Here is a 25,482-nt window from a genome sequence, read left to right as displayed (position 1 = left end):
GCCAGTGCCACCCCAAGCCTGATTTCATCCGGTAATATCAACGCCCGGTACAGGGTTTGCTGGCGCCCGGTCGAGTAAGAGAAATACTCACGTAGGTTTGCGGCGCAATACCAAAGCGCCCGTCCACCAGTTGCAGGGTGTACCCAACTTGCGCGGAGCCGTCGGGGTTGTTTGGACGGGGCTGGCCCGCCGGCCATAACGGCAGTACCAGCGTATCGAAGGGCTCGACTCGTATCTCGATACTTTCCCCACGTAAATCCTGCGCGTTCAGGGTTTTGTTGAACGTCTTCAGCGCACCGGGCATCGGAATCTCACCATTGGTTTGACGGCATAGTTGCCACGTCAGCGAAACCTGGTCCCCCGGCGACATACGCACATCAACCGGCACATGCACACGGATGCCATCCCAGGGACGGCTGTTGCAATTGATCCAGCCAAACAAGGTGGCATCTGGAAAGGTCACCGGCCCAAGTTCGGTGAGTACTGGAATCTGCACACGCACTCGGGTTGCGGGCGAACGTTGACGATTGACGTCGTTGAACGTCCAGTAATGAACCGCCACGTTGCCGCTGCCAGTCGTCTCTATCACTGCCCAGGGGACCGGCGAAAACGTAACCCAATCGCCGGCACGATCCTGCGCCTTGACCCGATAAGTCGCCACGACCTGAGTCTCGTTCCCCCAATGCAACTGCAGCAGATCGCCCGCCTGCGGCTGATCGAACAGCAGTACACGCACCTCGGCATCACGCTCGTAATCGTCGAGTGTGAGCACGTTGTCACCGGTGAGCCCTTTGACCACCACAGGCTTGAGCCATGGATTGATCGGGTCCGGTCCGACCGGGTCGGGGCCAGCCACGGTCAGATCGACGAAAAAGGCGACAGAGGGTGCGTTGAGTGGTGGCTGGGTACCCCGGCTGCCCTCATACCTCACCACACAAGGCACAACTGAGGCAAAGCCATCGGCACTGACCACCTCCCAACTCACTGGCAGACGCAATGGCCATGCCTGGTTGGCTGCCACGAAAAAGGGGGCCAGGGGGCGGTTGTTCCAGTAGGCCTGGATACGGTCACCCGCCAGCGCCTCGGCAATGAACGGGATATGCACCTCCACACCGCGACGCGCGTCCTCCAGATCGATCAATCGATCAAACTCGGCAAGAGGTACCACCGGAGCAGGCAGCATAATCGGGCCGCGCAACTGCACGTTCAGGTACTCGGCACGTGAACGAGGGTTTTGGTTGCCTGCACGGTCAGTCAGGAAATAAAACACGTAGCGGTAGCCATTGCCCGAAGCCGCCAGCACCTCCTGCGGATAGAACACCTCTACCGCAGCGCCGGCAACATGCTCAGGTCCACCCGCAGGCTACCGCCACGCAGCACGCTGGGGTGGGAAGGGTCGGCAGAGACACCGACAAAGTATTCGACCAGATCGCCTTCGCGAATGTCCGACCAGCGCGGCACGATCGCCGGCAAACGGCCCCGGTTGAGTTCCAGGTAAGCGTCGGTGACGCCCTGCTCGATGACCTGATCGTCGAACCCGAGCCGTTCGCCCCGGTTGTTGTGATTGGGCGCTTCGCGATCGATATTGATCAGGATCTCGTCCGAAAAAGCCTCATTCTCTGACCAAAGCATCACCTCATACTTGAGGCGATGAATGCCTGGAGCAGTCAGAAACTCGCGAGGCACGAATGCCGTGAACGGAAAAACCTGATCGGGATCGAATGGCCAGGTGAAGACGTAGGGAGCGCCAACCGTTGCATTGTCCCAATACAACTGAAGCATGCTCTGCGTGCCAGGTGGATCATCCGCATCCACTGGCCACGACGTGGCGATCAGCACGCGTAACGGAGCGTCCTGGGTGGCTCGGTCGATGAGGTAGGCGCCGCCATCGTCAGCAAGCAGCTCCAACGCGTCGGGCACCTGCGGCAACACTACCTGAAAGGTTCCTGAGTTCCTGGCTGTGGGCATTTCAATTCTCCAGATCGAAATGAGGCCAAAGCGCACTGGGTATGTCCAGGACCAGGCCACGACCACCATTTAACGGTGATCGAGAGCCGTGCGAAACTGACAAAAATACTAGGTAGCGACGTTCATGCAGAAGGCAGTGCCCACTCGATCGGCGCCAGCCCGTGCTGTTCCAGAAACTTGTTGGCCCGGCTGAAATGCCCGCAGCCAATGAAGCCGCGATAGGCCGACAACGGCGAAGGGTGCACCGACTTGAGCACCAGATGCCTGGTACCGTCGATCAGTGTGGCCTTGCCCTGGGCGTGCTTGCCCCACAACAGGAACACGACACTGGGCTGCTGTTCGCTGACCCGCTGGATGACACGATCGGTAAACGACTCCCAGCCTTTTTTGGCATGCGACGCCGCAATCGCCCGCTCCACGGTCATGGTGGTATTGAGCAACAGCACGCCCTGCTCGGCCCAGCTCTGCAGGTACCCGTGGTTGGGGATGGGGATGTTCAGGTCGCGCTGCAGTTCCTTGTAGATATTCACCAGCGAAGGTGGCGCTGCCACGCCTGGCTGCACCGAAAAACACAGACCATGGGCCTGGCCCGGGCCGTGGTAGGGGTCCTGACCGAGGATGACCACTTTTACCTGGTCCAGCGGGGTCGAATTGAGGGCGTTGAATATCAGTGGGCCCGGCGGATAGATTTCCTTGCCGGCCGCATACTCCTGGCGCAGGAATTCACGCAGCTGTTGCATGTAGGGCTGTTCGAATTCGGCGCGCAGCGCCTCTTTCCAACTAGGTTCGAGCTTGATGCGGTCATCGGTGGTCATGGGCGCTCCCGTAGGCAATGGGTGCGGACACTAGGAAAGCCACCCGTGCTTGTCAATCGATCCGACCGGCGACATGCATGATCGCTGACAGTGGCCATACTTGTCGGGATAACCGGATCGAGGTAACCCATGGCCGTAGCCTTCGAAGTACTCACCGGCGTCGACGGCGCCCGCATAGGTGTTGCCAGCCTGGATGCGCCACAGTCACTCAATGCCCTGTCACTGTCGATGATCGAGCAGTTGAGCAGCCACCTGCAAACCTGGGCAAACGACAACGCTATCATCTGCGTGTTGCTGCGCGGCATGGGTCCCAAGGCGTTCTGCGCAGGCGGTGATGTGCGCAGCCTGGTGCAGGCCTGCCGCGCCCACCCTGGCGAAGTGCCGGCGTTGGCCGCGCAATTCTTCGCCGCTGAGTACCGCCTCGATTACAACCTGCATCACTATCCCAAACCCCTGCTGTGCTGGGGCCACGGGCATGTTCTGGGGGGCGGCATGGGCCTGCTGCAAGGCAGCAACGTGCGCATCGTGGCACCGAGCAGCCGCCTGGCAATGCCGGAAATCAGCATCGGCCTGTACCCGGATGTGGCAGCCAGCTGGTTTCTCAGCCGCCTGCCAGGACGCCTTGGCCTGTTCCTCGGGCTGACCGGTGCGCCGATCAATGCACGTGACGCACTGGACCTGGGGCTGGCGGACCGCTTCATGGGTGAAGAACAACAAGAGGCTTTGCTGGAAGGGTTGTTGCAACTGAACTGGCAGGAACAGACTGCCATGCAGCTCAACAGCCTGCTCAAGGCGCTGGAGCAGCAAGCACTGGCGCAGTTGCCGCCGGCCCAATGGCTGCCACGCCGTGCGCAGATTGACGCAATGCTTGATGTCAGCGACCCGGCCTGTGCCTGGAGGGCCATTGCACAATGGCGCACCCATGACGACCCGCTGCTGGCCAAGGCGGCGCAGACCCTCGTCGAAGGCTGCCCACTGACAGTACACCTGGTGTGGCAGCAGATCGCGCGGGCTCGCTACATGTCACTGGGGCAGGTGTTGCAAATGGAATATGCAATGAGCCTGAATTGCTGCCGATACCCGGAATTCAGTGAAGGGGTACGCGCACGGCTGCTGGACAAGGACCAAGCGCCGCGTTGGCACTGGCCAGAGGTGGCGCAGGTGCCACAAGCTGTGGTCAACGCCCATTTCGGCAAGGCCTGGGAGGGGCGGCATCCGCTGGCGGACCTGGTCTGAGGTCGGACGCCTTTGGTTCGCCGACCTCGGTGGCGCCCACCACTGATGGCACGTAGCGTGCGCTCTCGCGAACGGGCAGGCAGTGTGCCAACTGGTATTTTTGTCAGTTACCACACACGCGCTAGTAGCGTTCAATAGGCCAAGACCCTTTGCCGGAACGTGAACATGCCAGAGATGACCATCCTTGAAGATGTGCAGGCAGCCCGACAACAGCTGCAACCGGTCCCACGCCCGCGGCCTTGCGTGGTTTTGCTGCACGTGGAGCATTGCCCTCCCTGCAAACAGTTGCACCCGGAGGTTGAACGGGTCGCCAGAGTGACCCCTGATGTCGATTTTTTTTCGTTTCAGGCCGAGGGGCAGGATGCCTTGTGCGAAGAACTGGGTGTCGTGGGGTTTCCCGCGCAGGTCTTTACTGACTGCCAAGGCAACCAGAACGCGGTGGTTGGTACGAACTGGACCCGCATCAACAGCGCATTGGACAAACTTCTGCCTGAGCACCTGCGATTGAAGCCCCGTAGTCCATGAGAAAGAGGCCGCTTGCGGCAATCAACGGCGCGAGCGGCGATCACCCCAACCGTTGTCATGACGACCATGGCCACGCTCGCGCCCATGATCGTTGTCCCGGTCATGGCGCCACTGTGGCTGCTGGCCCGGCCCCTGACGATAGCGCGAGTCATGGTAGTAGCGCCCCGGCGCCGGACGCGCGCCGTGGTAGCCAGGCCCAGGGTAAGGCCGATACTGCGGCACCGGTACCGGCCGGTAATAACGGGGCGCCGGCGCGTAATAGCGCGGCTGCTGCGGTACCACGTAATAGCCACGGTTGTAGGGATAGGCACGGTCATAGCCGCGGTAATCATAGCGATCGACACTGTACACTTCGCTTCGGTAGTAGCCCGGCCCCGCGTAATAAGGCGCGCACGCGGTAGTCAGCACACCCAGCAATACAATCAGCAAAAGTCGGCGATACATGGCGGCCTCCCGGACCGCTGAACTGCACATCCCAGCGGCGCTGGTCGGCGTCGATCGGCAAGCGTTCATCGACACAGGTTAAGACAACCGATTCGACGTGCCGTGCGATTTGCGCAATAAATTGTAACAACGCTGATAGCCTTAAAAATCGTCCAGTTATTTTTTGCGCGCACCTCTAGAATGGGCGCATCGGTACCCGCCTCGGAAATGCCATGCCGCTTCGTTCCGCCCTGTTCTCGCAACGTTCGTTGATGTTGGCATTGCTGTTACTGCTGGGCTGCGGCTTTCTCGCCACCTCGCTGCTCAGCTACTTCGCCTCGCGCAGCGAGATCCGCGACAACATCATCAATACCGAACTGCCGCTGACCTCGGACACCGTCTACTCGGAAATCCAGAAGGACCTGGTGCGTCCCGTGGTGGTCGCGTCGATGATGGCCCAGGACACTTTCTTGCGTGACTGGGCGATTGGCGGCCAATCGGACACCGCCCCCATCACCCGCTATCTCAATGAAGTGGTCGCACACCAGAACGCCTACACGGCGTTTTTCGTGTCCGAGGCAACCAGCACCTACTACCAGGCCAAGGGTGTGCTCAAGCGCATTGACCCGACCACACAACGCGATCGCTGGTACGCCAGGGTCAAGGCGATGCGCACCCCGTACGAGATCAATGTCGACCTGGACATGGCCAACCAGGACAGGCCCACCGTGTTCATCAACTACAAGGTGCTCGACTACCGCAACCGCTTCATCGGTGCTGCAGGCGTAGGCCTGACCGTAGAAGCCGTGATCCAGCGCCTGGACAACTATCAACAGCGCTACCAGCGGGCGGTCTACTTCGTCGACGCCACGGGCACAATCGTGCTCACAGGTTCGGCTGGCGGGCCGGACGGGGTGCGCAGCGGCCGTCTGCTCAAGGAGGTGCCGGCCCTGGCCGAACTGCTGCAGAAAATGCCCACGCCCCTCGGTGGCAACCACGAATACACCCACGACGGGCATAGTCACTTTCTCAATGTGCGCCTGATTCCGGAGCTGAACTGGTACCTGTTCGTCGACAAGCGCGACGATGTGGCCCTGGACAGCGCGCGCCAGTCGCTCTACATGAACCTGGTGATCTGCGCCATGATCACCCTGGTGGTGCTGTCGCTGCTCAATGCGATGATCCGCCGTCACCAGGACAACATCCAGTCGCTGGCTACCCTCGACAGCCTGACCGGGCTGCCCAACCGCCGCGCCTTCGACCTGCTGGCCGCCCAGGCCATACAGGAAGCCGCCCGCGAACCGATGCCGCTGGTGGCCTTGCTGATCGACCTGGATCACTTCAAGGTGCTCAACGACACCCACGGCCATCTGGCCGGCGACGAGGTACTGCGTCAGTTCGCACGGATACTGGAAAGCTGCCTGCGTCAGACCGACATCATCTGCCGCTGGGGCGGTGAAGAGTTCATCGTGCTGCTCAAGAACACCGAGGGCGATGCCGCGCTGGCCGTGGCCGAAAAAGTGCGTCAGCGTACCGAGCAACTGGCGTTCAGCTATGCCGACACGGTGCTCAAGGTGACCATCAGCATTGGCTTGAGCGCGCGCCAGAGCGACGATACCCTGCATACCCTGATTGCCCGTACCGACCACGCGCTGTACCGGGCCAAGCAGAACGGGCGCAACCGCGTGTGCTGCGAGCGGCCCAGTGTGATGACGACCAGAGCTGACGATGAGCGCCCCGCGCATGAATGACACCCGCCATTGCCCCGCCTGCGGCGCCAGCAACCAGTGCAGCCTCGCCGACCCGCGCAGTGCGACACAGGCGTGCTGGTGCTACAGCGTGCAGATCGACCCCAAGGTGATCGAGGCGTTGCCTGCCGAGTTGCGCAACAGCGCCTGCCTGTGCCCGCGCTGCGCCCAGGTCGAAGCGCAATTGCAGGCAGCCAAGTTGGCGCCGAACCGCTAGACTGCGCGCCCCTCCCTGCCCGCCCTGCCGTCATGCGCATTGATCGTTTCCTGAGCAACCTGCCCTGTTTCAACCGCCAGCAGGTACGCCTGTTGCTGGTGCAACAGCGCGTGCGCGTGGACGACGTGGCGGTCAGCGACGGGCATTATCCGGTCAGCGTGTTCAGCCGGATCGAGGTTGACCAGCAGCTCCTGCAGGCCGGCCAGGCCGCTCGCTACTTCATGTTGCACAAGCCGGTCGGCTGCGTCAGTGCCACGCTCGACCCGGTGCATCGTACCGTGCTCGACCTGCTCGACGAGCCGGACAAGCACACGCTGCACATCGCCGGGCGCCTGGACTTCAACACCACCGGCCTGCTGGTACTGACCAATGACGGCAGTGGTCGCGACGCCTGACCCAGCCAGCCACGAAACTGCCCAAGACCTATTACGTCGAAACCGAGCAGCCGATTACCGACGCCTACATCGCAAAATTCCGCGAGGGGTGCTACTTCGCTTTCGAGAACCTCACCACCCTGCCCGCCGAGCTGACCCTGCTCGGCAGCCACAGCGCCCGCCTGAGCATCGTCGAAGGACGCTACCATCAGGTCAAGCGCATGTTCGGCTACTTCGACAACAAGGTCACGCGCCTGCACCGCGAGCGCATGGGGCCACTGCAACTGGACCCCCAACTGGCCCCCGGCCAATACCGGGCCTTGCGCGCCGACGAAATACGGCCCATCTGAAGTCACGACCGCTCGGCAGAAAATAATCGCGGATTTGCCCAACGGCACTTGCGGGTTGCGCAGGCGCCTGCTTGAATCCAATCGTCAGTCTGCATGTGACCCAACGGTCACGCACGCAGTTCAAGACACCTTTTTGCTGGCGACCGGCACCTCGAAGTGCTGGAGTCCGGCAAATTGCCCACCTAACAACAATACCCGTCGACCAGGCTGCAGCGGATCGACACCGGGCCCCTCGCTTCACTTCAAGGCGTATGCCTACCTGTCATAAAGAACGGGCAAGCTAGCTTGCACGGATACCCTTTTTGCGCCAGGAGTCGATGACATGAGGCCAGAAATTGCTGTGCTGGATATACAAGGTCAGTACCGGGTTTACACGGAGTTCTATCGCGCAGACGCCGCAGAGAAGACGATCATCCTGATCAACGGCTCGCTCGCCACCACAGCGTCTTTCGCCCAGACGGTGCGCAACCTGCACCCACAATTCAACGTGGTGCTCTACGACCAGCCCTACTCGGGCAAATCGAGGGCGCACAACGTCAACGATCACCTGCTGACCAAGGAAGTCGAAGGCCAGATCCTGCTGGAACTGATCGACCACTTTGGCGCAGACCATGTGATGTCGTTTTCCTGGGGCGGTGCCTGCACCTTGCTTGCACTGGCGCACCAGCCGCGGCGCATCAAGAAAGCCGTGGTGAGTTCGTTTTCCCCCGTCATCAACGAACCGATGCGCGACTACCTGGAACGCGGCTCGCGCTATTTGCGCGAGTGCGACCGCTTTCAGGTCGGCAACCTGGTCAACGACACCATCGGCAAGTACCTGCCGTCCTTGTTCAAGCGCTTCAACTATCGGCATGTGAGCAGCTTGCACAGTCACGAGTACGCGCAGATGCACTTTCATATCCACCAGGTGCTCGACCACGATCTGGAGCGCGCCTTGCGCGCGGCACAGGCCATCGACATTCCGGTACTGTTCGTCAATGGCGAGTGGGACGAGTACACCACCGCCAACGATGCCCGACAGTTTGCCCGGCATGTACGCAACAGCCACTTCAGCCCGATCCGCAGTGCCGGGCATTTTCTGGACATGGAAAACAAGGCGGTCTGCCGCGATACACGTGACGTGCTGCTGGGCTTCCTGCAGCCGCAGGCGCGGGAACCGCGCGCGCGCAATCATTACGCGCAGGGCCAGCATGCGCTGGCCATTTGAACAGCTCGAGCACCTGTAGCGCAGTCCGCGGCATCATCAGCCCCGCCGGGCACAAGCACGATGCACGCCCTCGCGCTGCAGGTCGCACGCACGTCGTGAGAAGAAAGGCTTCAAATCGTCGCGCAGTTCTGGTACAAAGTGCGCCTGCAAGCGGGTGTCGTATAATGGCATTACTCCAGCTTCCCAAGCTGATAACGAGGGTTCGATTCCCTTCACCCGCTCCAGCTTCCCTTTCTCGGCATCTGCCCGCCAGGAACCACCAAGGTTCCTGAATAGAACCCCGCCTGTCCCCGCCTTCAGAGCAAGCGCCTAGCCTTGATCCAGCATCGCCCGTACCTGCTCGACCGTCACTTTTGGAATCAGCGAACGCGGAATTCTCGACGCCTGCGACACGTTGTAGACGGCAAATCTTTCGCCCATCACCCGCTTGGCCATCAACTTCATCGACGGCAGGATGCGGCGCTCGTAATGCTGGTCCAGGCCGCATGGCGACTTGATCGCGTGGTTGTGCTCATAAAATCGCCCTACAGACTGATTCAGGTCAACACCCACCAGGAAGACCTTGGTAAAACCCACATGGTAGGCAACCTGCAGCGCCAGGTAGGCGACCGTACGCGCGTCGAAGTAACCGTGCTGCATATCCTTGCTGAAGCCGATCGAGCGGGCACGCTTGTTCCACAGCGCCCAGCTTCTGGCATGGTGAGGTTCGCGCTTGAATATCGAACCGAGCAATGGCAGATCGTTGGCCTTCTTGAGCAGGTACATTTCGCCCGCCGCAGGTTCGACCTCGGCCTGCCACAGCGCTACCCGCTTGCTGCGCCGCATGGCCAGCGCATACAACGCGGGCTGCTGTACACTGAAATGGGTGTCCGAACAGACGTAGAAATAGGGATCGATATCAGTATCGGCAAACATCGAAATGGCGCCGTTCATGGTGATCATGGGCACATCGGCGAACTGCTCGATGGGGAAATCCCTGGCGGAACTCCCCGACGCAACAATGATGACCGGCCCCTGTGCGATATTGCGGCATGACGCAAAATTTTTGACCGAGCCGTGAAGGCCCGGGCCATCAGAAAGTACAGCTTCCATTGGCATCCAAGGGGTCTGAAGTCGATGAGCGTTCAGTATAAACCCATGGCGATAATTCCTAAAACTGCGTAATTCTACTCAACACAAATGCGCTATTGCGCTGCAGTCCTGTCTGAAACATTACAAGGATCGGTTCATGTTTCTTTCCCGCTGGCTCCCCGGCCTCGCCAACCTGCTGCACTACCGCGCAGAATGGTTTCGTCCCGACCTGCAGGCCGGCTTGTCGGTTGCCGCCATCCAGATCCCCATCGCCATCGCCTATGCGCAGATTGTCGGCCTGCCGCCGCAGGTTGGGCTGTATGCGTGCATCCTGCCGATGATCGTGTACGCGCTGATCGGCAGCTCGCGCCAACTGATGGTGGGGCCGGACGCCGCGACCTGCGCCATGGTCGCCGGCGCCGTGGCCCCCCTGGCCATGGGCGACCCCGAACGCGTGGCGCAGTTGTCGGTGATCGTCACGGTACTGGTGGGGATGATGCTGATCGCCGCCGGCCTGGCCAGGGCCGGCTTCATTGCCAGCTTCTTCTCGCGCCCGATCCTGATCGGTTACCTCAACGGCATCGGCTTGAGCCTGCTGGCCGGGCAACTGGGTAAGGTGGTGGGGTTCAAGATCGAGGGCAACGGCTTCGTACTGAGCGTGATCAACCTGCTGCAGCGCCTGGGCGAAATCCACTGGCTCACCCTGTTCATCGGCCTGGCCGGCCTCGCACTGCTGATCTGGCTGCCACGGCGTTACCCCAAGTTGCCCGCCGCACTGGTGACCGTGGCGATTGCCACGGCGCTGGCCGGCCTGTTCGGCCTGGACCGTTTCGGCGTGGCGGTGCTCGGCCCAGTGCCGGCCGGCATGCCGACGCTGGCCTGGCCGCAGACCAACCTCGAAGAAATGAAAAGCCTGCTGCGTGACGCCCTGGGTATCGCCACCGTGAGTTTTTGCAGCGCCATGCTCACGGCCCGCAGCTTTGCCGCGCGCCATGGCTATGCGATCAACGCCAACCACGAATTCCTCGCCCTTGGCGTGTCCAACCTCGCCGCCGGCGCCTCGCAGGGTTTTGCGATCAGCGGCGCAGACTCGCGCACGGCCGTCAACGACATGGTGGGTGGCAAAAGCCAACTGGTGGGGATCATCGCCGCCGTGGTGATTGCACTGTGCCTGCTGCTGTTCACCGTGCCGATGGCGTGGATCCCGCAGGCGGCGCTGGGTGCCGTGCTGCTGATGGCAGGCTGGGGGCTGATCGACGTGCAGTCGCTGCGCAAGATCTACACCCTCAGCCGCTTCGAGTTCTGGCTGTGCATTCTGACCACGGTGGGGGTGCTGGGGGTTGGCGTGTTGCCGGGCATCATCATTGCCGTGACCCTGGCGATCCTGCGCCTGCTCTACAGCATCTACCAGCCCACCGATGCGGTACTCGGCTGGGCGCCAGGCATCGAGGGCCAGGTGGACATCCGCCGGCACAAGGACGCGCGCACCGTACCCGGGCTGGTGGTGTACCGCTTCGACGACGCGATCCTGTTCTTCAATGCCGACTACTTCAAGATGCGCCTGCTCGACGCCGTGCAACAGGAAGCCACGCCGCGGGCGGTGCTGTTCGATGCCGAAGCGGTCAGTTCAATCGACGTGAGCGGCATTGCGGCGCTGCGCGAAGTGCGTGAAACCCTCATGGCCCAGGGCATCTTGATGGGCATCGCACGGGCCCGCGGGAGCTTCCTGCGCATGCTGGTACGCTCCGGGCTGGCACGCGAGATAGGCAGCGAGTTGCTGTATGGCTCGGTACGCGCGGGGATCCGCGCGTACCGGTTGTGGCGCAACAAGATGATCCGCCTGGAACAGGAGCAAGCCTGACGCGGCGTGGCCAGCCCTCAATACCCCAAACAGATGCCTGCCATCCATTGTCTGATCATTCTTCAGCCTCTTGGTATGGCCGGCATCGTCAGCGCCGCTGAATGCCCCGCGGTGGCGTGCTACAGTCGCGACCTGCCACTGTGCACATACATCCCAACGAGACCCGCATGCCCCACCCCGACCTAGACGCCAGCCTGACGGCCTGGCCACCGCTCAATGCCGCCCACCCCTGCACCGGCCTGCTGCTGGGCAATGGCGCGAGCCGCGCGGTGTGGCGCCCGTTCGCCTATTTTTCGCTGTTCGAACTGGCCCAGCGTGTGCGGCACAAGCCACTCGGGTTGAGCGACCAGGCCTTGTTCAAATCCATGCACAGCGAGCTGTTCGCGCCGGTACTCAGTGCGCTGAACACCACTGTGCAGGTGAATGCGGCGCTGGCCATCAGCTCGTCGGCACCGCTCAATCGCTACTACGCGATCAAGGAAGCGCTGATCCATGCCGTGCGTAGCGTGCACATCCCGTGGAAGCTGCTGCCCGCCACGCACCTGGCGGCAATCAATGCCGAACTGCGCCGTTATCGCAGCGTGTATTCCAGCAACTACGACCTGCTTTGCCACTGGGCCATCAGCCAGGCACCGCAGGGTTTTCAACAGGTATTCGACGACGAGGGCGACTTCGACGTCAGTTGCACCCAGGGGCCAGGCACCCGCGTGCACTACCTGCACGGCGGTCTGCACCTGCTCAAGACCCAGCACGGCACTACGCGCCAGCGCGCCGCCAGTGGCAGCCAGTTGCTCGACGGCTTTGCCATCAACACACCGGGCGATGTGCCGCTGTTCGTCAACGAAGACAGCAGCGACAACAAGCTGCGCGCGATCCGCAGCTCGGACTACCTGACCTGGTGCCATGCCGCCCTGGCCAACCAGCGCGAGGGCCTGTGCGTGTTCGGTCATCACCTGGACCGGGCCGACCGTCACCTGGTGCAAGCGATCAAGCAGGCGCAACCTGCGTACCTGGCAATCTCGATACTGCCGGTGAGCGATGCGGCGATCGTGAGCCAGAAGCAGCACTACGCGCGGGTATTCGAAGACTGCCCGGCACTGACGCTGCATTTTTTCGATGCGACGACGCACCCCCTGGGCGCGCTGGAGACGATTGCGGCACCGCCCCCCAAGGCCGTGGGGCGACGCCGGCACTAGACGGCGCCTGGGTAAACTGTATGGATACCTTTGTTGCCAACTGTAACAAGATTCCCTCGCGGGCCTGTGGCTCAATGAGCGGCCACTCCCGCCCTCGGCCCCCCTCATGTCTACCCGCGAAAACACCGGCCTGGCCCTCGGCCTGCTTGGCGTGCTCATCTTCAGCCTGACCTTGCCCATGACCCGCATTGTGGTTCAGGAAATCCACCCGCTGCTCAATGGCCTCGGTCGCGCGCTGGTTGCGGCAGTTCCGGCGGCGGCGCTGCTGCTGTGGCGCCGCGAAAAATGGCCCACCTGGCAGCAGATCAAGGGCTTGAGCCTGGTGGCCCTGGGGGTGATTCTTGGTTTCCCGGTGCTCTCGGCCTGGGCCATGCAGAGCGTGCCCGCCTCCCATGGTGCCTTGGTCAACGGGCTGCAGCCCTTGTGCGTGGCCGTGTATGCCGCGTGGTTGTCGCACGAGCGGCCGTCGCGGGCCTTCTGGGCGTGCGCCGCACTGGGCAGCGCACTGGTGCTGAGCTACGCAATGATCATGGGCGCCGGGCAGATTCAGGCGGGTGACCTGCTGATGCTGGCGGCGATTGCGGTGGGCGGCCTGGGGTATGCCGAAGGCGGGCGCCTGGCACGCGAGATGGGTGGCTGGCAGGTGATCTGCTGGGCGCTGGTGTTGTCCAGCCCGTTGTTGCTCGGGCCGGTGCTGTACCTGGCGTGGCAGCATGAGGGCGGCATCAGCCCGCGCACCTGGTGGGCGTTCGGCTACGTGTCGTTGTTCTCGCAGTTCATTGGATTTTTTGCCTGGTACGCCGGCCTGGCGCTGGGAGGGATTGCGCGGGTGAGCCAGGTACAGTTGCTGCAGATCTTCTTCACCATTGCGCTGTCGGCGATGTTTTTTGGCGAAGCGGTCGAGCCGATCACCTGGCTGTTTGCAGGGGGTGTGATCCTGACGGTGGTGCTGGGGCGCAAGACGCGGGTGCACCCGGCGCCGGTCAAGACCTGAGGTGCCGCCATCGCGGCAGTGAGATTCAGGCCGGAATCAAGCCATCCGCCCGCAACAACGTCTCCAGGCAATGCTCCTTGACCGCATAGAAGTCTTTGAGCGCCTGGATCTTCTCCAGCAACGCACCCGGCGCCGGCGCCTCGCGCCGCTTGGTGGCAAGGATCATCTTGTTCTTGTTGGTGTGCTCCAGCGAAATGAACTCGAACACCTTGGTCTCGTAACCACAGGCCTCCAGGTACAACGCGCGCAAGCTGTCGGTAAGCATCTCGGCCTGCTGCCCCAGGTGCAACCCATACTGCAGCATCGGCTTGAGCAGGCCCGGGCTGTTCAGTTGCGGGCGGATCTGCTTGTGGCAGCAAGGCGAGCACATGATGATCGCCGCACCACAACGGATACCGGTATGGATCGCATAATCGGTGGCAATATCGCACGCATGCAACGCGATCATCACCTCGATGGCACTGGGCACCACGCTGCGCACGTCACCGCATTCAAAATGCAGCCCCGGATGCTCCAGGCGCGCCGCCGCCGCATTGCACAACTCGACCATGTCCGGCCGCAGTTCCACGCCCGTGACCTGCGCCTCGCGCTGCAGCGTGTTACGCAAGTAGTCGTGGATGGCAAAGGTCAGGTAGCCCTTGCCCGAACCGAAGTCTGCCACACGTACCGGGTGGTCTGCGGCGATCGGCGCACTGGCGAAGGCGTGCGAGAACACTTCGATGAACTTGTTGATCTGCTTCCACTTGCGCGACATCGCCGGGATCAGCGCCTGCTGCCTGTCGGTCACGCCCAGGTCATGCAGGAACGGCCGGCTCAGTTCCAGGTAGCGTTTCTTCTCGCGATCATGCTCGCCGGTCACCGTCTCGCGCACCTGTTGCAGCGCATTGCGATGCAGCATCGGCTTGCCCTTCTTGGTGAACTCCAACTGCACCTCGTCGCTCAGGCTCAGCAGGTGTGCATTGCGAAAATCACCCGGCAACAGCGTGTCGATCAGCCCGAGCGCCTCGTCCAGCGCCAGGTTGCGGGTGATGTCGCGGGTCTTGTAGCGGTACACGAACGACAGGCTGGGCTGCCCCTTGACCGTCAGCGGCTTGGCCGTGACCCGCTGCAGGTCGACCTCGCTGCCGACATGGCGGGCCAGCACCAGCTTGATGAAGGTGTGCTGTTGCAGGCTGGTGGCGAGCAGTGCCATGAACTGCGCGCGCGCGTCCGGCGCGGCCTGGGCGATGGGGGTAGCGGACATTTGCAGTGGGTGCCTCGGGTTGCGGAAGGCGCCCGCAGGCGCACAATGGCGCGCATTTTACGTGGATGCCGGCGCCAGGCACAGCGTTTGTCGATCAGCGCACGCGCTCTGCGTGAATGCCCGTAACACCCCGCACTTGAGGCATAATCCGACGCCGCCGCTGGATCGAAATGGCTCAATCGGCTAAAAGATGCCCCAGCAAACTACAACAATAGCCGCTCCCCCAACTTCGGCTGGACAGTCTTGACCGTGACGACTGTCGTAGCCCTGAGAACAGAATTCATGAACAAGCTGTGTTTGCTGGGCCTTCTCGTCAGCCTTGCCAGTCAGTCGGCGTTGGCCGATACCCCTGCCGCCGCGCTGCAGGACAAACAGGCGTTCATCGCCAACCTGCTCCAGCAGATGACCGTCGAGGAAAAGATCGGCCAGTTGCGCCTGATCAGCATCGGCCCGGAAATGCCGCGCGAAATGATCCGCAAGGAAATCGCCGCCGGGCGTATCGGCGGCACCTTCAACTCGATCACCCGCGACGAAAACCGGCCGATGCAGGACGCCGCCATGCGCGGGCGCCTGAAGATCCCGATGTTCTTCGCCTACGACGTGATCCACGGCCACCGCACGATCTTCCCGATCAGCCTGGGCCTGGCCGCCAGCTGGGACATGGACGCGATCGCCAGGGTGGGCCGCACCTCGGCCATCGAAGCCGCTGCCGACAGCATCGATATGACCTTCGCACCGATGGTCGACATTGCCCGCGACCCACGCTGGGGCCGCACCAGTGAAGGCTTTGGCGAGGACACCTACCTGGTATCGCGTATCTCCAAGGTGATGGTCGAGTCGTTCCAGGGCCACAGCCCGGCCAATGCCGACAGCATCATGGCCAGCGTCAAGCACTTCGCCCTGTATGGCGCGGTGGAAGGCGGGCGCGACTACAACACGGTCGATATGAGCCCGAACAAGATGTACAACGATTACCTGCCGCCCTACCGCGCCGCCATCGATGCCGGCGCGGGCGGCGTGATGGTCGCGCTCAACTCGATCAACGGCGTGCCCGCCACCTCCAACACCTGGCTGATGAACGACCTGCTGCGCCGCGACTGGGGCTTCAAGGGCGTGACCGTCAGCGACCATGGCGCGATCACCGAGCTGGTGCGCCACGGCGTCGCCGCCGATGGCCGTGAAGCTGCACAGCTGGCGATCAAGGCCGGCATCGACATGAGCATGAACGACACCCTGTACGGCCAGGAGCTGCCAGGGCTGCTCAAGTCGGGTGCGGTCAAGCAGGCCGAACTGGACAACGCCGTGCGTGAAATCCTCGGCGCCAAGTACGACATGGGCCTGTTCGCCGACCCGTACCGCCGCATCGGCCAGGCCAAGGACGATCCGGCCGACACCTACGCCGACGCGCGTCTGCACCGTGACGCCGCACGCGACGTGGCGCGCCGCAGCCTGGTGCTGCTGGAAAACCGTGCCCAGACCCTGCCCCTGAAGAAAAGCGGCACCATCGCCCTGGTCGGGCCGCTGGCCGACGCGCCGATCGACATGATGGGCAGCTGGGCCGCCGCCGGCCGCCCGCACCAGTCGGTGACCGTGCGTGAAGGCCTGCGCCGCGCGCTGAGCGACCAGGCCAAGGTGATCTACGCCAAAGGCTCCAACGTGACCGGCGACAAGGCCGTGCTCGACTACCTGAACTTCCTCAACTTCGACGCCCCGGAAATCGTCGACGACCCGCGCCCTGCCGCCGTGCTCATCGACGAGGCGGTCAAGGCCGCCCGCCAGTCCGACGTGGTGGTGGCGGTGGTCGGCGAGTCGCGCGGCATGTCCCATGAGTCGTCCAGCCGTACCACCCTGGAAATCCCGGCGGTGCAACGCGAGCTGATCAAGGCCCTGAAGGCCACCGGCAAACCGCTGGTGCTGGTGTTGATGAACGGCCGCCCACTGTCGCTGGCGTGGGAGCGCGAGCAGGCCGATGCCATGCTGGAAACCTGGTTCAGCGGCACCGAAGGCGGCAACGCCATCGCCGACGTGCTGCTCGGCGACTACAACCCCTCGGGCAAGCTGGCCATCACCTTCCCGCGTTCGGTCGGGCAGATCCCGATGTACTACAACCATATGCGTATCGGCCGCCCATTCACCCCGGGCAAACCGGGCAACTACACCTCGCAGTACTTCGAGGAGCCCAACGGCCCGCTGTACCCGTTCGGCTACGGCCTGAGCTACAGCGACTTCAGCGTCTCGGCGCCAAGCCTGTCAGCCACCAGCATCAAGCAAGGCCAGAGCCTGCAAGCCAGCGTACGCGTGAAGAACACCGGCACGCGTGATGGCGAGACCGTGGTGCAACTGTACCTGCAGGACGTCGCGGCCTCGGTGAGCCGCCCGGTCAAGGAGCTGAAGAACTTCCAGAAGGTCATGCTCAAGGCCGGCGAAGAACGCACCTTGCGCTTCACCATCAGCCCGGACGACCTGAAGTTCTACAACAACCAGCTGCAATGGGTGGCAGAACCGGGGGAGTTCAACGTCCAGGTCGGCCTGGACTCACAGACGGTGCAACAGCAGAGCTTCAAGCTGCTGTAAGCCGCTGTCATGCTCACGGGGAAGCGCCTGCCGGCCTTCCCCCCTGCCGGGGTACTGCTTGCCATGCCTTCAACCCTACGTGCCGTGCGCCTGGGCCTGATTCTGCTGCTGATCACTGCCGGCACGCTGCTTGCCGCCGGCTGGGCCATGCACCAGGCCAAGCGCCAGGCGATGCTCGACGACACCCAGCGTGCCAGCCAGCAACTGGGCCTGTACGCCAATTCGCTGCACACCCTGATCGAACGCTACCGCGCGCTGCCTGCGGTGCTGGCGCTGGACAGCGAACTGATCACGGCCCTCAGTGGCCCGGTCGATGACGCGACCCGGGACGCCATGAACCTCAAGCTTGAACGCATCAATGGCGCCGCCCGGTCTTCGACCCTGGAACTGCTCGATCACACCGGCCTGGCGGTTGCAGCCAGCAACTGGCGCCTGCCCAACAGCTATGTCGGGCAGAACTATGGTTTTCGGCCCTATTTCAAGCAGACCCGCACCCAGGGCAGCGGCCGCTTCTACGCGGTGGGTGTGACCAGCGGCATTCCCGGCTATTTCCTGTCCAGTGCGGTGCTGGGCGACGGCGGGCGTTTTCTTGGCGCCATGGTGGTCAAGCTGGAGTTCCCCGAGCTTGAGCGCGAATGGCGCCAGGGCAGTGACGTGCTGCTGGTCAGCGATGCACGCGGGATCATTTTCATCGCCAATCAGGACGACTGGCGCTATCGCGAGCTCAACCCGCTGTCGGCGGCTGACTTCAACGAGCTCGATGCCACCCGCCAATACGACAAACAGGCGCTGCTGCCCCTGCAGCGCCAGGTGCTGACGCGCTTCGACGACAACAGCCATCTGGTGCGCGTGCAGCGCCCCGAGGGCAGTACCGACTACCTGTGGGAAAGCCTGCCCCTGGAAGCCGAGGGCTGGACCCTGCACTTGCTGCGCAAACCCCAGGCCGGCGATGAAGGACGCAATGCCGGCCTGGCCGCCGCCGCCCTCTGGCTGACGCTGGTGTTCGCGGTGCTGTTCGTCAGCCAGCGCCTGCGCCTGGCGCGCTTGCGCAAGCGCAGCCGCGACGAACTCAAGCGCCTGGTCGAGGAGCGCACCCGTGAACTGCGCACCGCCCAGGAAGGCCTGGTGCAATCGACCAAGCTGGCGGCCCTGGGACAGATGTCCGCCGCCCTCGCACATGAGCTGAACCAGCCGCTGACCACCCAACGCATGCAACTGGCGACCCTGCGCCTGCTGCTCGACGGCGAACGCCTGGACGAAGCGCGCCAGGCCCTGCAACCGCTGGAGCAGATGCTCACGCGCATGGCAGCATTGACCGGGCACCTCAAGACCTTCGCGCGCAACAGCCCCAGCGGCTTGCGCGAACGCCTGGACCTGGCCACGGTGGTTGACCAGGCGCTGCAGTTGCTCGACCCACGCATTCGCGCCGAGGGCGTCAGCACCGCGCTCTACCTGGCTCGCCCCGCGTGGGTCCGCGGCGATCCGATCCGCCTTGAACAGGTGCTGATCAATCTGCTGCGCAATGCCCTGGATGCCATGGCCGACAAGACCTGGAAACGCCTTGAGATACGCATCGAGAACAAGCACGAGCACTGGCACCTGAGCGTGCTCGACAGCGGTGGCGGCATCAAGGAGGAGCACCTGGGCAGCGTGTTCGACCCGTTCTTTACCACCAAACCGGTGGGCGAAGGCCTGGGGCTTGGCCTGGCGATTTCCTATGGCATCATCCATGAAGCCGGCGGGCGCCTGCAGGCAGACAACCAGCCTGGCGGTGCACGCTTGAGCTTCATCCTGCCCTGCGACCCGGAGCCCGTATGCTCAACGCCGTAATGATCGTCGACGACGAAGCCAGCATTCGCACGGCCGTGCAGCAGTGGCTGAGCCTGGCCGGGTTCCAGGTGCAGGTATTCGAACGCGCCGAAGCGTGCCTGGCACAGCTGCCCGAGCATTTCGCCGGGGTGATCCTGAGCGATGTGCGCATGCCCGGCATGGGCGGCCTGCAGCTGCTGGAGCAGTTGCAGGTACGCGATACCGACCTGCCAGTGATCCTGCTCACCGGCCACGGCGATGTGCCGATGGCGGTGCAAGCCATGCGCAACGGTGCCTACGACTTTCTCGAAAAGCCCTTCAGCCCCGACAGCCTGCTCGGCAGCTTGCGCCGCGCGCTGGAGAAGCGCCAGTTGGTGCTGGAGAACCGTCGCCTGCATGAACAGGCCGACCTCAAGGCGCGCCTGGAAACCACCCTGCTGGGCATGTCCCAGGGGTTGCAGCAGCTGCGTCGCCAGGTGCTCGACCTGGCCGGGCTGCCGGTCAACGTGCTGATCCGCGGCGAAACCGGCAGCGGCAAGGAGCGCGTGGCGCGTTGCCTGCACGATTTCGGCCCGCGCGCCGCCAAGCCGTTCGTGGCGCTCAACTGTGCGGCCATCCCCGAGCAACTGTTCGAAGCCGAATTGTTCGGGCATGAAAGCGGTGCCTTCACCGGCGCCCAGGGCAAGCGCGTCGGCAAGCTCGAATACGCCAACGGCGGCACGGTGTTCCTCGACGAGATCGAAAGCATGCCGCTGGCCCAGCAGGCCAAACTGCTGCGCGTGATTCAGGAGCACACACTGGAGCGCCTGGGCGCCAACCAGAGCATCAGTGTGGACCTGCGCATCATCGCCGCGACCAAGCCCGACCTGCTGTTCGAAGCGCGTGCCGGTCGTTTTCGCGAAGACCTGGCATACCGTCTCAACGTGGCGGAACTGCACCTGGCGCCCCTGCGCGAGCGGCGTGAAGATATTCCGCTGCTGTTCGAACACTTTGCCCGCGATGCCGCTGAGCGCCTCGGCCGCAGCCCGCCACCGCTGAGCGGGGTGCAACTGGGCCGGCTGCTCAGCCATGACTGGCCAGGCAACGTGCGTGAGTTGGCCAACGCCGCCGAGCGCCATGCCCTCGGCCTGGGTGAGCCCGAGCCAATGGCGCCAGGTGCCGGCCAGTCGCTGGCCGCGCAGCAGGAAGCCTTCGAGGCCCAGTGCCTGCGCGCCGCACTGAGCCGTCATCACGGCGATATCAAGGCGGTGCTCGAAGAACTGCAACTGCCGCGTCGCACCTTCAACGAGAAAATGCAGCGCCACGGCTTGCTGCGCGAGGACTTCCTCGAACGCCCGCAGCCGTAGGCGGAATCTTGCCGACAGCCCGCCGCGCAATGAGCGGATTTCCGCTCACCAATACGTGCAAACCCTTCTAGAACGGCCCTTACAGGCCTGGCACAAGTCCTGCTATAGCCGTATCAGGCTGCGTTTCGGCGCGCTCCACAAAAACAACTAGAAGGATCCTTCAATGGATAACTCCACTTCATTGCCTGCTGGGGCGGCGGCCGCACCCGCTGACAAAACCACCTCCAGCCGTCTCAAGTCGATTTTCTCCGGCTCCATCGGCAACATGGTCGAATGGTACGACTGGTACGTCTACGCCGCGTTCTCGCTGTACTTCGCCAAGGCCTTCTTCCCGGCTGGCAACACCACCACGCAATTGCTCAACACCGCTGCGATCTTTGCCGTGGGCTTCCTGATGCGCCCGATCGGCGGCTGGCTGATGGGTATCTATGCCGACCGCAAGGGGCGCAAGGCCGCGCTGATGGCCTCGGTGCTGCTGATGTGTGCAGGCTCGCTGGTCATCGCCCTGACCCCGAGCTACGAAACCATCGGCGTTGCAGCGCCAGTGCTGCTGGTGATCGCACGCCTGATGCAGGGCCTGTCGGTGGGCGGTGAATACGGCACCTCGGCCACCTACCTGAGCGAGATGGCAACCAAGGAGCGTCGTGGCTTCTTCTCCAGCTTCCAGTACGTGACGCTGATCTCCGGCCAGCTCATCGCGCTGGCGGTGCTGATCATCCTGCAGCAGACCCTGACCACCGAGCAGCTGTACTCGTGGGGCTGGCGTGTACCGTTCGTGATCGGTGCACTGTGTGCGGTGGTGGCGCTGTATCTGCGTCGCGGCATGGAAGAAACCGCCTCGTTCACCAAGCAGGAAAAGCCGAAAGAGAGCTCGATGCGCACCCTGCTGCGTCACCCCAAGGAGCTGGCGACCGTGGTCGGCCTGACCATGGGCGGCACCCTGGCGTTCTACACCTACACCACCTACATGCAGAAGTACCTGGTGAACACGGTGGGCATGAGCATCAGCGACTCGACGATGATCTCGGCGGCCACGCTGTTCCTGTTCATGTGCCTGCAGCCGGTGATCGGCAGCCTCTCGGACAAGATCGGCCGCCGTCCGATCCTGATCGCCTTCGGTGTGCTGGGCACGCTCTTTACCGTACCGATCCTGACCACCCTGCACACCATCCAGAGCTGGTGGGGCGCGTTCTTCCTGATCATGGCAGCACTGATCATCGTCAGCGGCTACACCTCGATCAACGCAGTGGTAAAGGCCGAGCTGTTCCCCACCGAGATCCGTGCGCTGGGCGTGGGCCTGCCCTACGCACTGACCGTGTCGATCTTTGGCGGTACCGCGAATACGTGGCGCTGTGGTTCAAGAGCGTCAACATGGAAACCGGTTACTACTGGTATGTCACCGGGTGCATTGCCGTTTCGCTACTGGTGTATGTGTTCATGAAGGACACCCGCACCCACTCGCGGATCGAAACCGACTGATCGCCGTCAGGCGTTAGCAAAAGGGGGCCTCCAGTGATGGAGGCCCCCTTTTTCATGGCCTTAATCGGGCATTAATGCGGCTGCGCGATGCTGTGCTCACTCAAAACCGAGTCGTCTGCTTCGCCGGCAAAACCGGCCCTACCGGTGTACGTAAACCTGTAGGAGCCGGCCTTGCCGGCAAAAGGGTCAGCCCATATATATCGATTAATTAAATATTAATAGGCTATTTTTTGCGCTTTTTAATCGATTCTATCGGCGTAACATCAACCCCACAGCAGCAAACAACCCCATTACCCGGAGCACTGACCCATGAAAACCAAACTGATCCTGACCCTGACCCTTTCCATACTGGCTGCCAACGCCTTCGCCGCAGATGGCTTCGACCGCACCAAGGCGCACAACTTCGCCACTGAAAACGCACAGCCCGCCAAGGTGGCAGAAGACGGTTTTGATCGCACCAACGCGCACAAGTTTGCCGAAGACGGCTTCGATCGCACCAATGCGCACAAATTTGCCGCAGATGGCTTCGACCGCACCAAGGCTCACCGCGTCAGCTGAGTCGCATTGCAGCGCACAGCCCGGCTTCGGCCGGGCTTAGTCGTGTTCAGGGGCGGTGAGTCTTGGCACACTAGGCGCACCCTCCGTCCACAAGGCCCGATGATGTACTACTACGAACCCGCAAAAGGCCACGGCCTGCCCCACGACCCGTTCAACGCCATCGTCGGCCCACGCCCGATCGGCTGGATTTCCTCACACGACCGTGAAGGGCATCTGAACCTGGCGCCCTACAGCTTTTTCAACGCCTTCAACTACATCCCACCGATCATCGGTTTCTGCAGCGTCGGGCGCAAAGACAGCCTGAACAACATCGAGCAGACCGGCGAGTTCGCCTGGAACCTGGCCACCCGCCCGCTGGCCGAGGCGATGAACCAGAGCTGCGCGGCCGTGCGCCGCAGGTCGACGAGTTCGCCCTGAGTCAATTGACCCCGGTCGCCTCGAAGGTGATCGCCGTACCGCGGGTACAGCAAAGCCCGGTGTCGTTCGAATGCAAGGTGACCCAGATCGTGCAACTGCAACGTGCCGATCAGGCCCTGGTACCCAGTTGGCTGATCCTGGGCGAAGTGGTGGCCGTGCATATCGCCGAACACCTGCTCAAGGACGGCATCTACGATACCGCCGCGGCCGAGCCGATCTTGCGCGGCGGTGGCCCGGCCGACTATTTCGAGCTGGGCAACCTGTTCAAGATGGCCCGTCCACAGGGGTGACTACCAGATCAGTTCGGCGTCGGCGCTGACGCCGTTCAGGCGCGCCAGCTCGCCGACGGCGGCGTCGTCGGCCTCCAGCGCGGTGCTGAAGGTCTGGCCTGGCAGCACCTTGTGAAACCGCGGTGCGCCACCGGCCCCCAGGGCCTTGACCGCGATTGCAGCGCGGTAGCCGCCCTCGCCCGGGACCACTGCCGAGACTGCTTCGAAGGCGTCGAATTGTTTACGTGCCATTGCCACTCATCCACATCGGTTACAGGAAAGCCGCCATTCTAACCTGTCACCTGCTCGGTGAAGGTATGCAGGTCGAGGCTGTCGACTACCCGCGCCTGTACCAGCTCACCAAACAGCTGCAGGCTGGGCGAGGCGAAATAATCGTGCAGCGCCGAGGTGTCGGCCCACACCCCGTTGAGCAGCCACAGGTCGCTGTCGCAGGTCGAGCGTTGCACGCTGAAATGCAGGCACCCCGGGGTCTGCCGCGAGGGTTCCAGCAACTGTTGCAGACGTGTACCCAGTTCGGCCGAACGGCCCGCGCTGGCACGCACGAAGGAAAGGTGGCTGACCGGTTGCGATGACGTCATGTGCAGTGCTCCTTGAAGCGGCCAGGTAGATAGACCAGGCTGCCAAGGCTACGAGGCACCGCGCCAGACGCGTTAGGCGATTCCTGTCAACGGCTTGCCTGATTCTGCACCCGCAGCAGGATCGTGCAAGAACTGCGCAGCATCCAGCTAGCATCCGCGCTTGCACCTACCTATGCTGCGCCCACCGGCAGAGGAATCGCACATGTCAGTCCCTGAACTCACCTCCCCTTCACTGGACCCGGCCCTGGAGCTGCTGCGCCTGGAGCTGGCCGGGCTGATCAGCCGCCATTGCACGCCCCACGGCGGCGCCCCCTCGGCCATCGCCGACCTGCACCTGACCCGCTACGAGCAAAGCAGCCGCTCGATGCCAAGCCTGGCGCAGCCGGCCCTGTGCATCCTGGCCCAGGGCCGCAAGGAGATCTGCCTGGGCGACGAGAGCTATGTCTACGACCCCTTGCACTACATGGTGGTGTCGGTGGCCATGCCAATCAGCGGTGCCCTGCTTGAAGCCAGCCCGCAGAACCCCAGCCTGGGCATTCGCCTGGACATCGACCCGGCTGAAATCAACGCGCTGATCGCCGAGGCCGGGCCCATGGGCGTGCCCTCGCAGCCGTCGGAACGCGGGCTGTTCATCGAGCGTCTGGACAGCCAGCTGCTGGATGCACTGCTGCGCCTGATCCGCCTGCTCGACACGCCCAAGGACATCGGCGTGCTGGCGCCACTGATCCGCCGCGAGATCCTCTACCGGCTGTTGCGCGGACAGCAAGGCGCGCGGCTGTACGAGATCGCCATGGCCAATACCCAGACCCACCGGGTGTGCCAGGCAATCCAGTGGCTCAATGACCATTTCCATCGCCCGTTGCGCATCGACGACCTGGCACGCGAGGTCAACCTGAGCGCCTCGACCCTGCATCACCGCTTCAAGGCGGTGACGTCGATGAGCCCGCTGCAGTACCAGAAGCAGTTGCGCCTGCAGGAGGCCCGTCGGTTGATGCTCAACGACGGGCTGGAAGCCGCGGTGGCGGGGTATCGGGTGGGGTATGAAAGCCCGTCGCAGTTCAGCCGCGAGTACAGCCGGCTGTATGGGGCACCGCCCTTGCGGGACATGGCCCGATTGCGCAGCGCCCTCTAGTGCGCCTTCGCTGGCAAGCCAGCTCCCACAGGTACAGTGCCACCCTTGAATACGGCGCGGTCCTTGTGGGT

At 63.0% G+C, this 25,482-nt stretch carries 21 protein-coding genes, 1 tRNA gene and 3 pseudogenes; 17 read left to right on the top strand and 8 right to left on the bottom strand.

The features are described from left to right. Positions 1-37: 37 nt before the first annotated feature. The 3 genes from G3436_RS03000 to ung form a co-directional block, all read right to left on the bottom strand. Positions 38-1,321: a hypothetical protein gene (locus G3436_RS03000; protein WP_163941120.1), complete on the bottom strand. Its 1,284-nt coding sequence runs from the start codon at positions 1,319-1,321 to the stop codon at positions 38-40. 2 nt (positions 1,322-1,323) lie between these two features. Continuing rightward, positions 1,324-2,004, bottom strand: coding sequence for a hypothetical protein (locus G3436_RS02995; protein ID WP_163941117.1), 681 nt, complete (start codon positions 2,002-2,004; stop codon positions 1,324-1,326). Between the two features lie 86 nt (positions 2,005-2,090). Next, the gene (gene ung / locus G3436_RS02990; RefSeq protein WP_163941114.1) at positions 2,091-2,783 is read right to left on the bottom strand and encodes a uracil-DNA glycosylase; all 693 of its coding nucleotides are present in this window, start codon (positions 2,781-2,783) and stop codon (positions 2,091-2,093) included. 129 nt (positions 2,784-2,912) lie between these two features. Here ung and G3436_RS02985 point away from each other — a divergent pair, with 129 nt between their 5' ends. Further along, complete coding sequence (locus tag G3436_RS02985) at positions 2,913-4,019, top strand: enoyl-CoA hydratase/isomerase family protein (protein ID WP_163941111.1); 1,107 nt, start codon at positions 2,913-2,915, stop codon at positions 4,017-4,019. A 165-nt stretch (positions 4,020-4,184) separates the two neighbouring features. Then, complete coding sequence (locus G3436_RS02980) at positions 4,185-4,544, top strand: thioredoxin family protein (RefSeq protein WP_163941109.1); 360 nt, start codon at positions 4,185-4,187, stop codon at positions 4,542-4,544. A 21-nt stretch (positions 4,545-4,565) separates the two neighbouring features. Here the strand turns inward: G3436_RS02980 and G3436_RS02975 are convergent, their stop codons facing one another. Then, positions 4,566-4,988, bottom strand: coding sequence for a hypothetical protein (locus G3436_RS02975; RefSeq protein WP_163941106.1), 423 nt, complete (start codon positions 4,986-4,988; stop codon positions 4,566-4,568). Between the two features lie 212 nt (positions 4,989-5,200). Here G3436_RS02975 and G3436_RS02970 point away from each other — a divergent pair, with 212 nt between their 5' ends. The 5 genes and pseudogenes from G3436_RS02970 (at position 5,201) to G3436_RS02950 (ending at position 9,087) form a co-directional block, all read left to right on the top strand. Then, the gene (locus tag G3436_RS02970) at positions 5,201-6,718 is read left to right on the top strand and encodes a sensor domain-containing diguanylate cyclase (protein WP_163941103.1); all 1,518 of its coding nucleotides are present in this window, start codon (positions 5,201-5,203) and stop codon (positions 6,716-6,718) included. Further along, positions 6,711-6,932 carry a cysteine-rich CWC family protein gene (locus G3436_RS02965; RefSeq protein ID WP_163941100.1) on the top strand — a complete coding sequence of 74 codons (222 nt, stop codon included), beginning with the start codon at positions 6,711-6,713 and terminating at the stop codon, positions 6,930-6,932. The genes G3436_RS02970 and G3436_RS02965 overlap by 8 nt, the downstream gene beginning before the upstream one ends. Positions 6,933-6,964: 32 nt before the next feature. After that, positions 6,965-7,656, top strand: a pseudogene (locus G3436_RS02960) (pseudouridine synthase). A 322-nt stretch (positions 7,657-7,978) separates the two neighbouring features. Continuing rightward, complete coding sequence (locus tag G3436_RS02955) at positions 7,979-8,863, top strand: alpha/beta fold hydrolase (RefSeq protein ID WP_163941097.1); 885 nt, start codon at positions 7,979-7,981, stop codon at positions 8,861-8,863. Positions 8,864-9,013: 150 nt separating this feature from the next. Further along, positions 9,014-9,087 (top strand) — tRNA-Gly (locus tag G3436_RS02950). An 85-nt stretch (positions 9,088-9,172) separates the two neighbouring features. Here G3436_RS02950 and G3436_RS02945 read toward each other — a convergent pair. Next, the gene (locus G3436_RS02945) at positions 9,173-9,955 is read right to left on the bottom strand and encodes a lipopolysaccharide biosynthesis protein (protein ID WP_163941094.1); all 783 of its coding nucleotides are present in this window, start codon (positions 9,953-9,955) and stop codon (positions 9,173-9,175) included. A gap of 136 nt (positions 9,956-10,091) precedes the next feature. Here G3436_RS02945 and G3436_RS02940 point away from each other — a divergent pair, with 136 nt between their 5' ends. From G3436_RS02940 to G3436_RS02930, 3 genes are all read left to right on the top strand, one after another. Then, complete coding sequence (locus G3436_RS02940; RefSeq protein ID WP_163941092.1) at positions 10,092-11,795, top strand: SulP family inorganic anion transporter; 1,704 nt, start codon at positions 10,092-10,094, stop codon at positions 11,793-11,795. 167 nt (positions 11,796-11,962) lie between these two features. Continuing rightward, positions 11,963-12,991 (top strand): DUF4917 family protein, encoded by a 1,029-nt coding sequence (locus G3436_RS02935; RefSeq protein ID WP_163941089.1) that lies wholly within the window; start codon positions 11,963-11,965, stop codon positions 12,989-12,991. A 106-nt stretch (positions 12,992-13,097) separates the two neighbouring features. Continuing rightward, on the top strand, positions 13,098-13,985 hold the full coding sequence (locus G3436_RS02930; RefSeq protein ID WP_163941086.1) for a DMT family transporter: 888 nt from the start codon (positions 13,098-13,100) through the stop codon (positions 13,983-13,985). A gap of 25 nt (positions 13,986-14,010) precedes the next feature. Here the strand turns inward: G3436_RS02930 and G3436_RS02925 are convergent, their stop codons facing one another. Next, entirely contained in the window at positions 14,011-15,228 is a 1,218-nt protein-coding gene (locus G3436_RS02925; RefSeq protein WP_163941083.1) for a class I SAM-dependent methyltransferase, read from the bottom strand. 282 nt (positions 15,229-15,510) lie between these two features. Here G3436_RS02925 and bglX point away from each other — a divergent pair, with 282 nt between their 5' ends. From bglX to G3436_RS02895, 6 genes and pseudogenes are all read left to right on the top strand, one after another. Further along, positions 15,511-17,802 (top strand): beta-glucosidase BglX, encoded by a 2,292-nt coding sequence (bglX, locus tag G3436_RS02920; RefSeq protein WP_163941082.1) that lies wholly within the window; start codon positions 15,511-15,513, stop codon positions 17,800-17,802. A gap of 63 nt (positions 17,803-17,865) precedes the next feature. Further along, positions 17,866-19,632 (top strand): sensor histidine kinase, encoded by a 1,767-nt coding sequence (locus tag G3436_RS02915; protein WP_163941175.1) that lies wholly within the window; start codon positions 17,866-17,868, stop codon positions 19,630-19,632. Then, positions 19,617-20,957 (top strand): sigma-54-dependent transcriptional regulator, encoded by a 1,341-nt coding sequence (locus tag G3436_RS02910; protein ID WP_163941080.1) that lies wholly within the window; start codon positions 19,617-19,619, stop codon positions 20,955-20,957. Before G3436_RS02915 ends, G3436_RS02910 begins: the two co-directional genes overlap by 16 nt. A 163-nt stretch (positions 20,958-21,120) precedes the next feature. After that, positions 21,121-22,436 (top strand): annotated as a pseudogene (locus G3436_RS02905) (MFS transporter). Between the two features lie 309 nt (positions 22,437-22,745). Further along, a complete protein-coding gene (locus tag G3436_RS02900) occupies positions 22,746-22,994 on the top strand; it encodes a heme utilization protein (protein WP_163941077.1) in 249 nt (82 codons plus the stop codon). A gap of 102 nt (positions 22,995-23,096) precedes the next feature. Continuing rightward, positions 23,097-23,701: pseudogene (locus tag G3436_RS02895) on the top strand (flavin reductase family protein). Here G3436_RS02895 and G3436_RS02890 read toward each other — a convergent pair. Both G3436_RS02890 and G3436_RS02885 read right to left on the bottom strand, forming a co-directional pair. Next, positions 23,702-23,932, bottom strand: a complete 231-nt coding sequence (locus G3436_RS02890; protein ID WP_163941074.1) for a hypothetical protein — start codon at positions 23,930-23,932, stop codon at positions 23,702-23,704. Positions 23,933-23,970: 38 nt separating this feature from the next. Beyond that, entirely contained in the window at positions 23,971-24,279 is a 309-nt protein-coding gene (locus G3436_RS02885; protein ID WP_163941071.1) for a putative quinol monooxygenase, read from the bottom strand. A gap of 202 nt (positions 24,280-24,481) precedes the next feature. Here G3436_RS02885 and G3436_RS02880 point away from each other — a divergent pair, with 202 nt between their 5' ends. Then, a complete protein-coding gene (locus G3436_RS02880; RefSeq protein ID WP_163941068.1) occupies positions 24,482-25,411 on the top strand; it encodes an AraC family transcriptional regulator in 930 nt (309 codons plus the stop codon). The last annotated feature ends 71 nt before the right edge of the window (positions 25,412-25,482 follow it).

The organism is Pseudomonas brassicae (assembly GCF_010671725.1).
Classification (GTDB): Bacteria; Pseudomonadota; Gammaproteobacteria; order Pseudomonadales; family Pseudomonadaceae; genus Aquipseudomonas; species Aquipseudomonas brassicae.
Note: the sequence above shows the minus strand (reverse complement) of the source record. Positions and strands in the feature narration are given on the sequence as shown.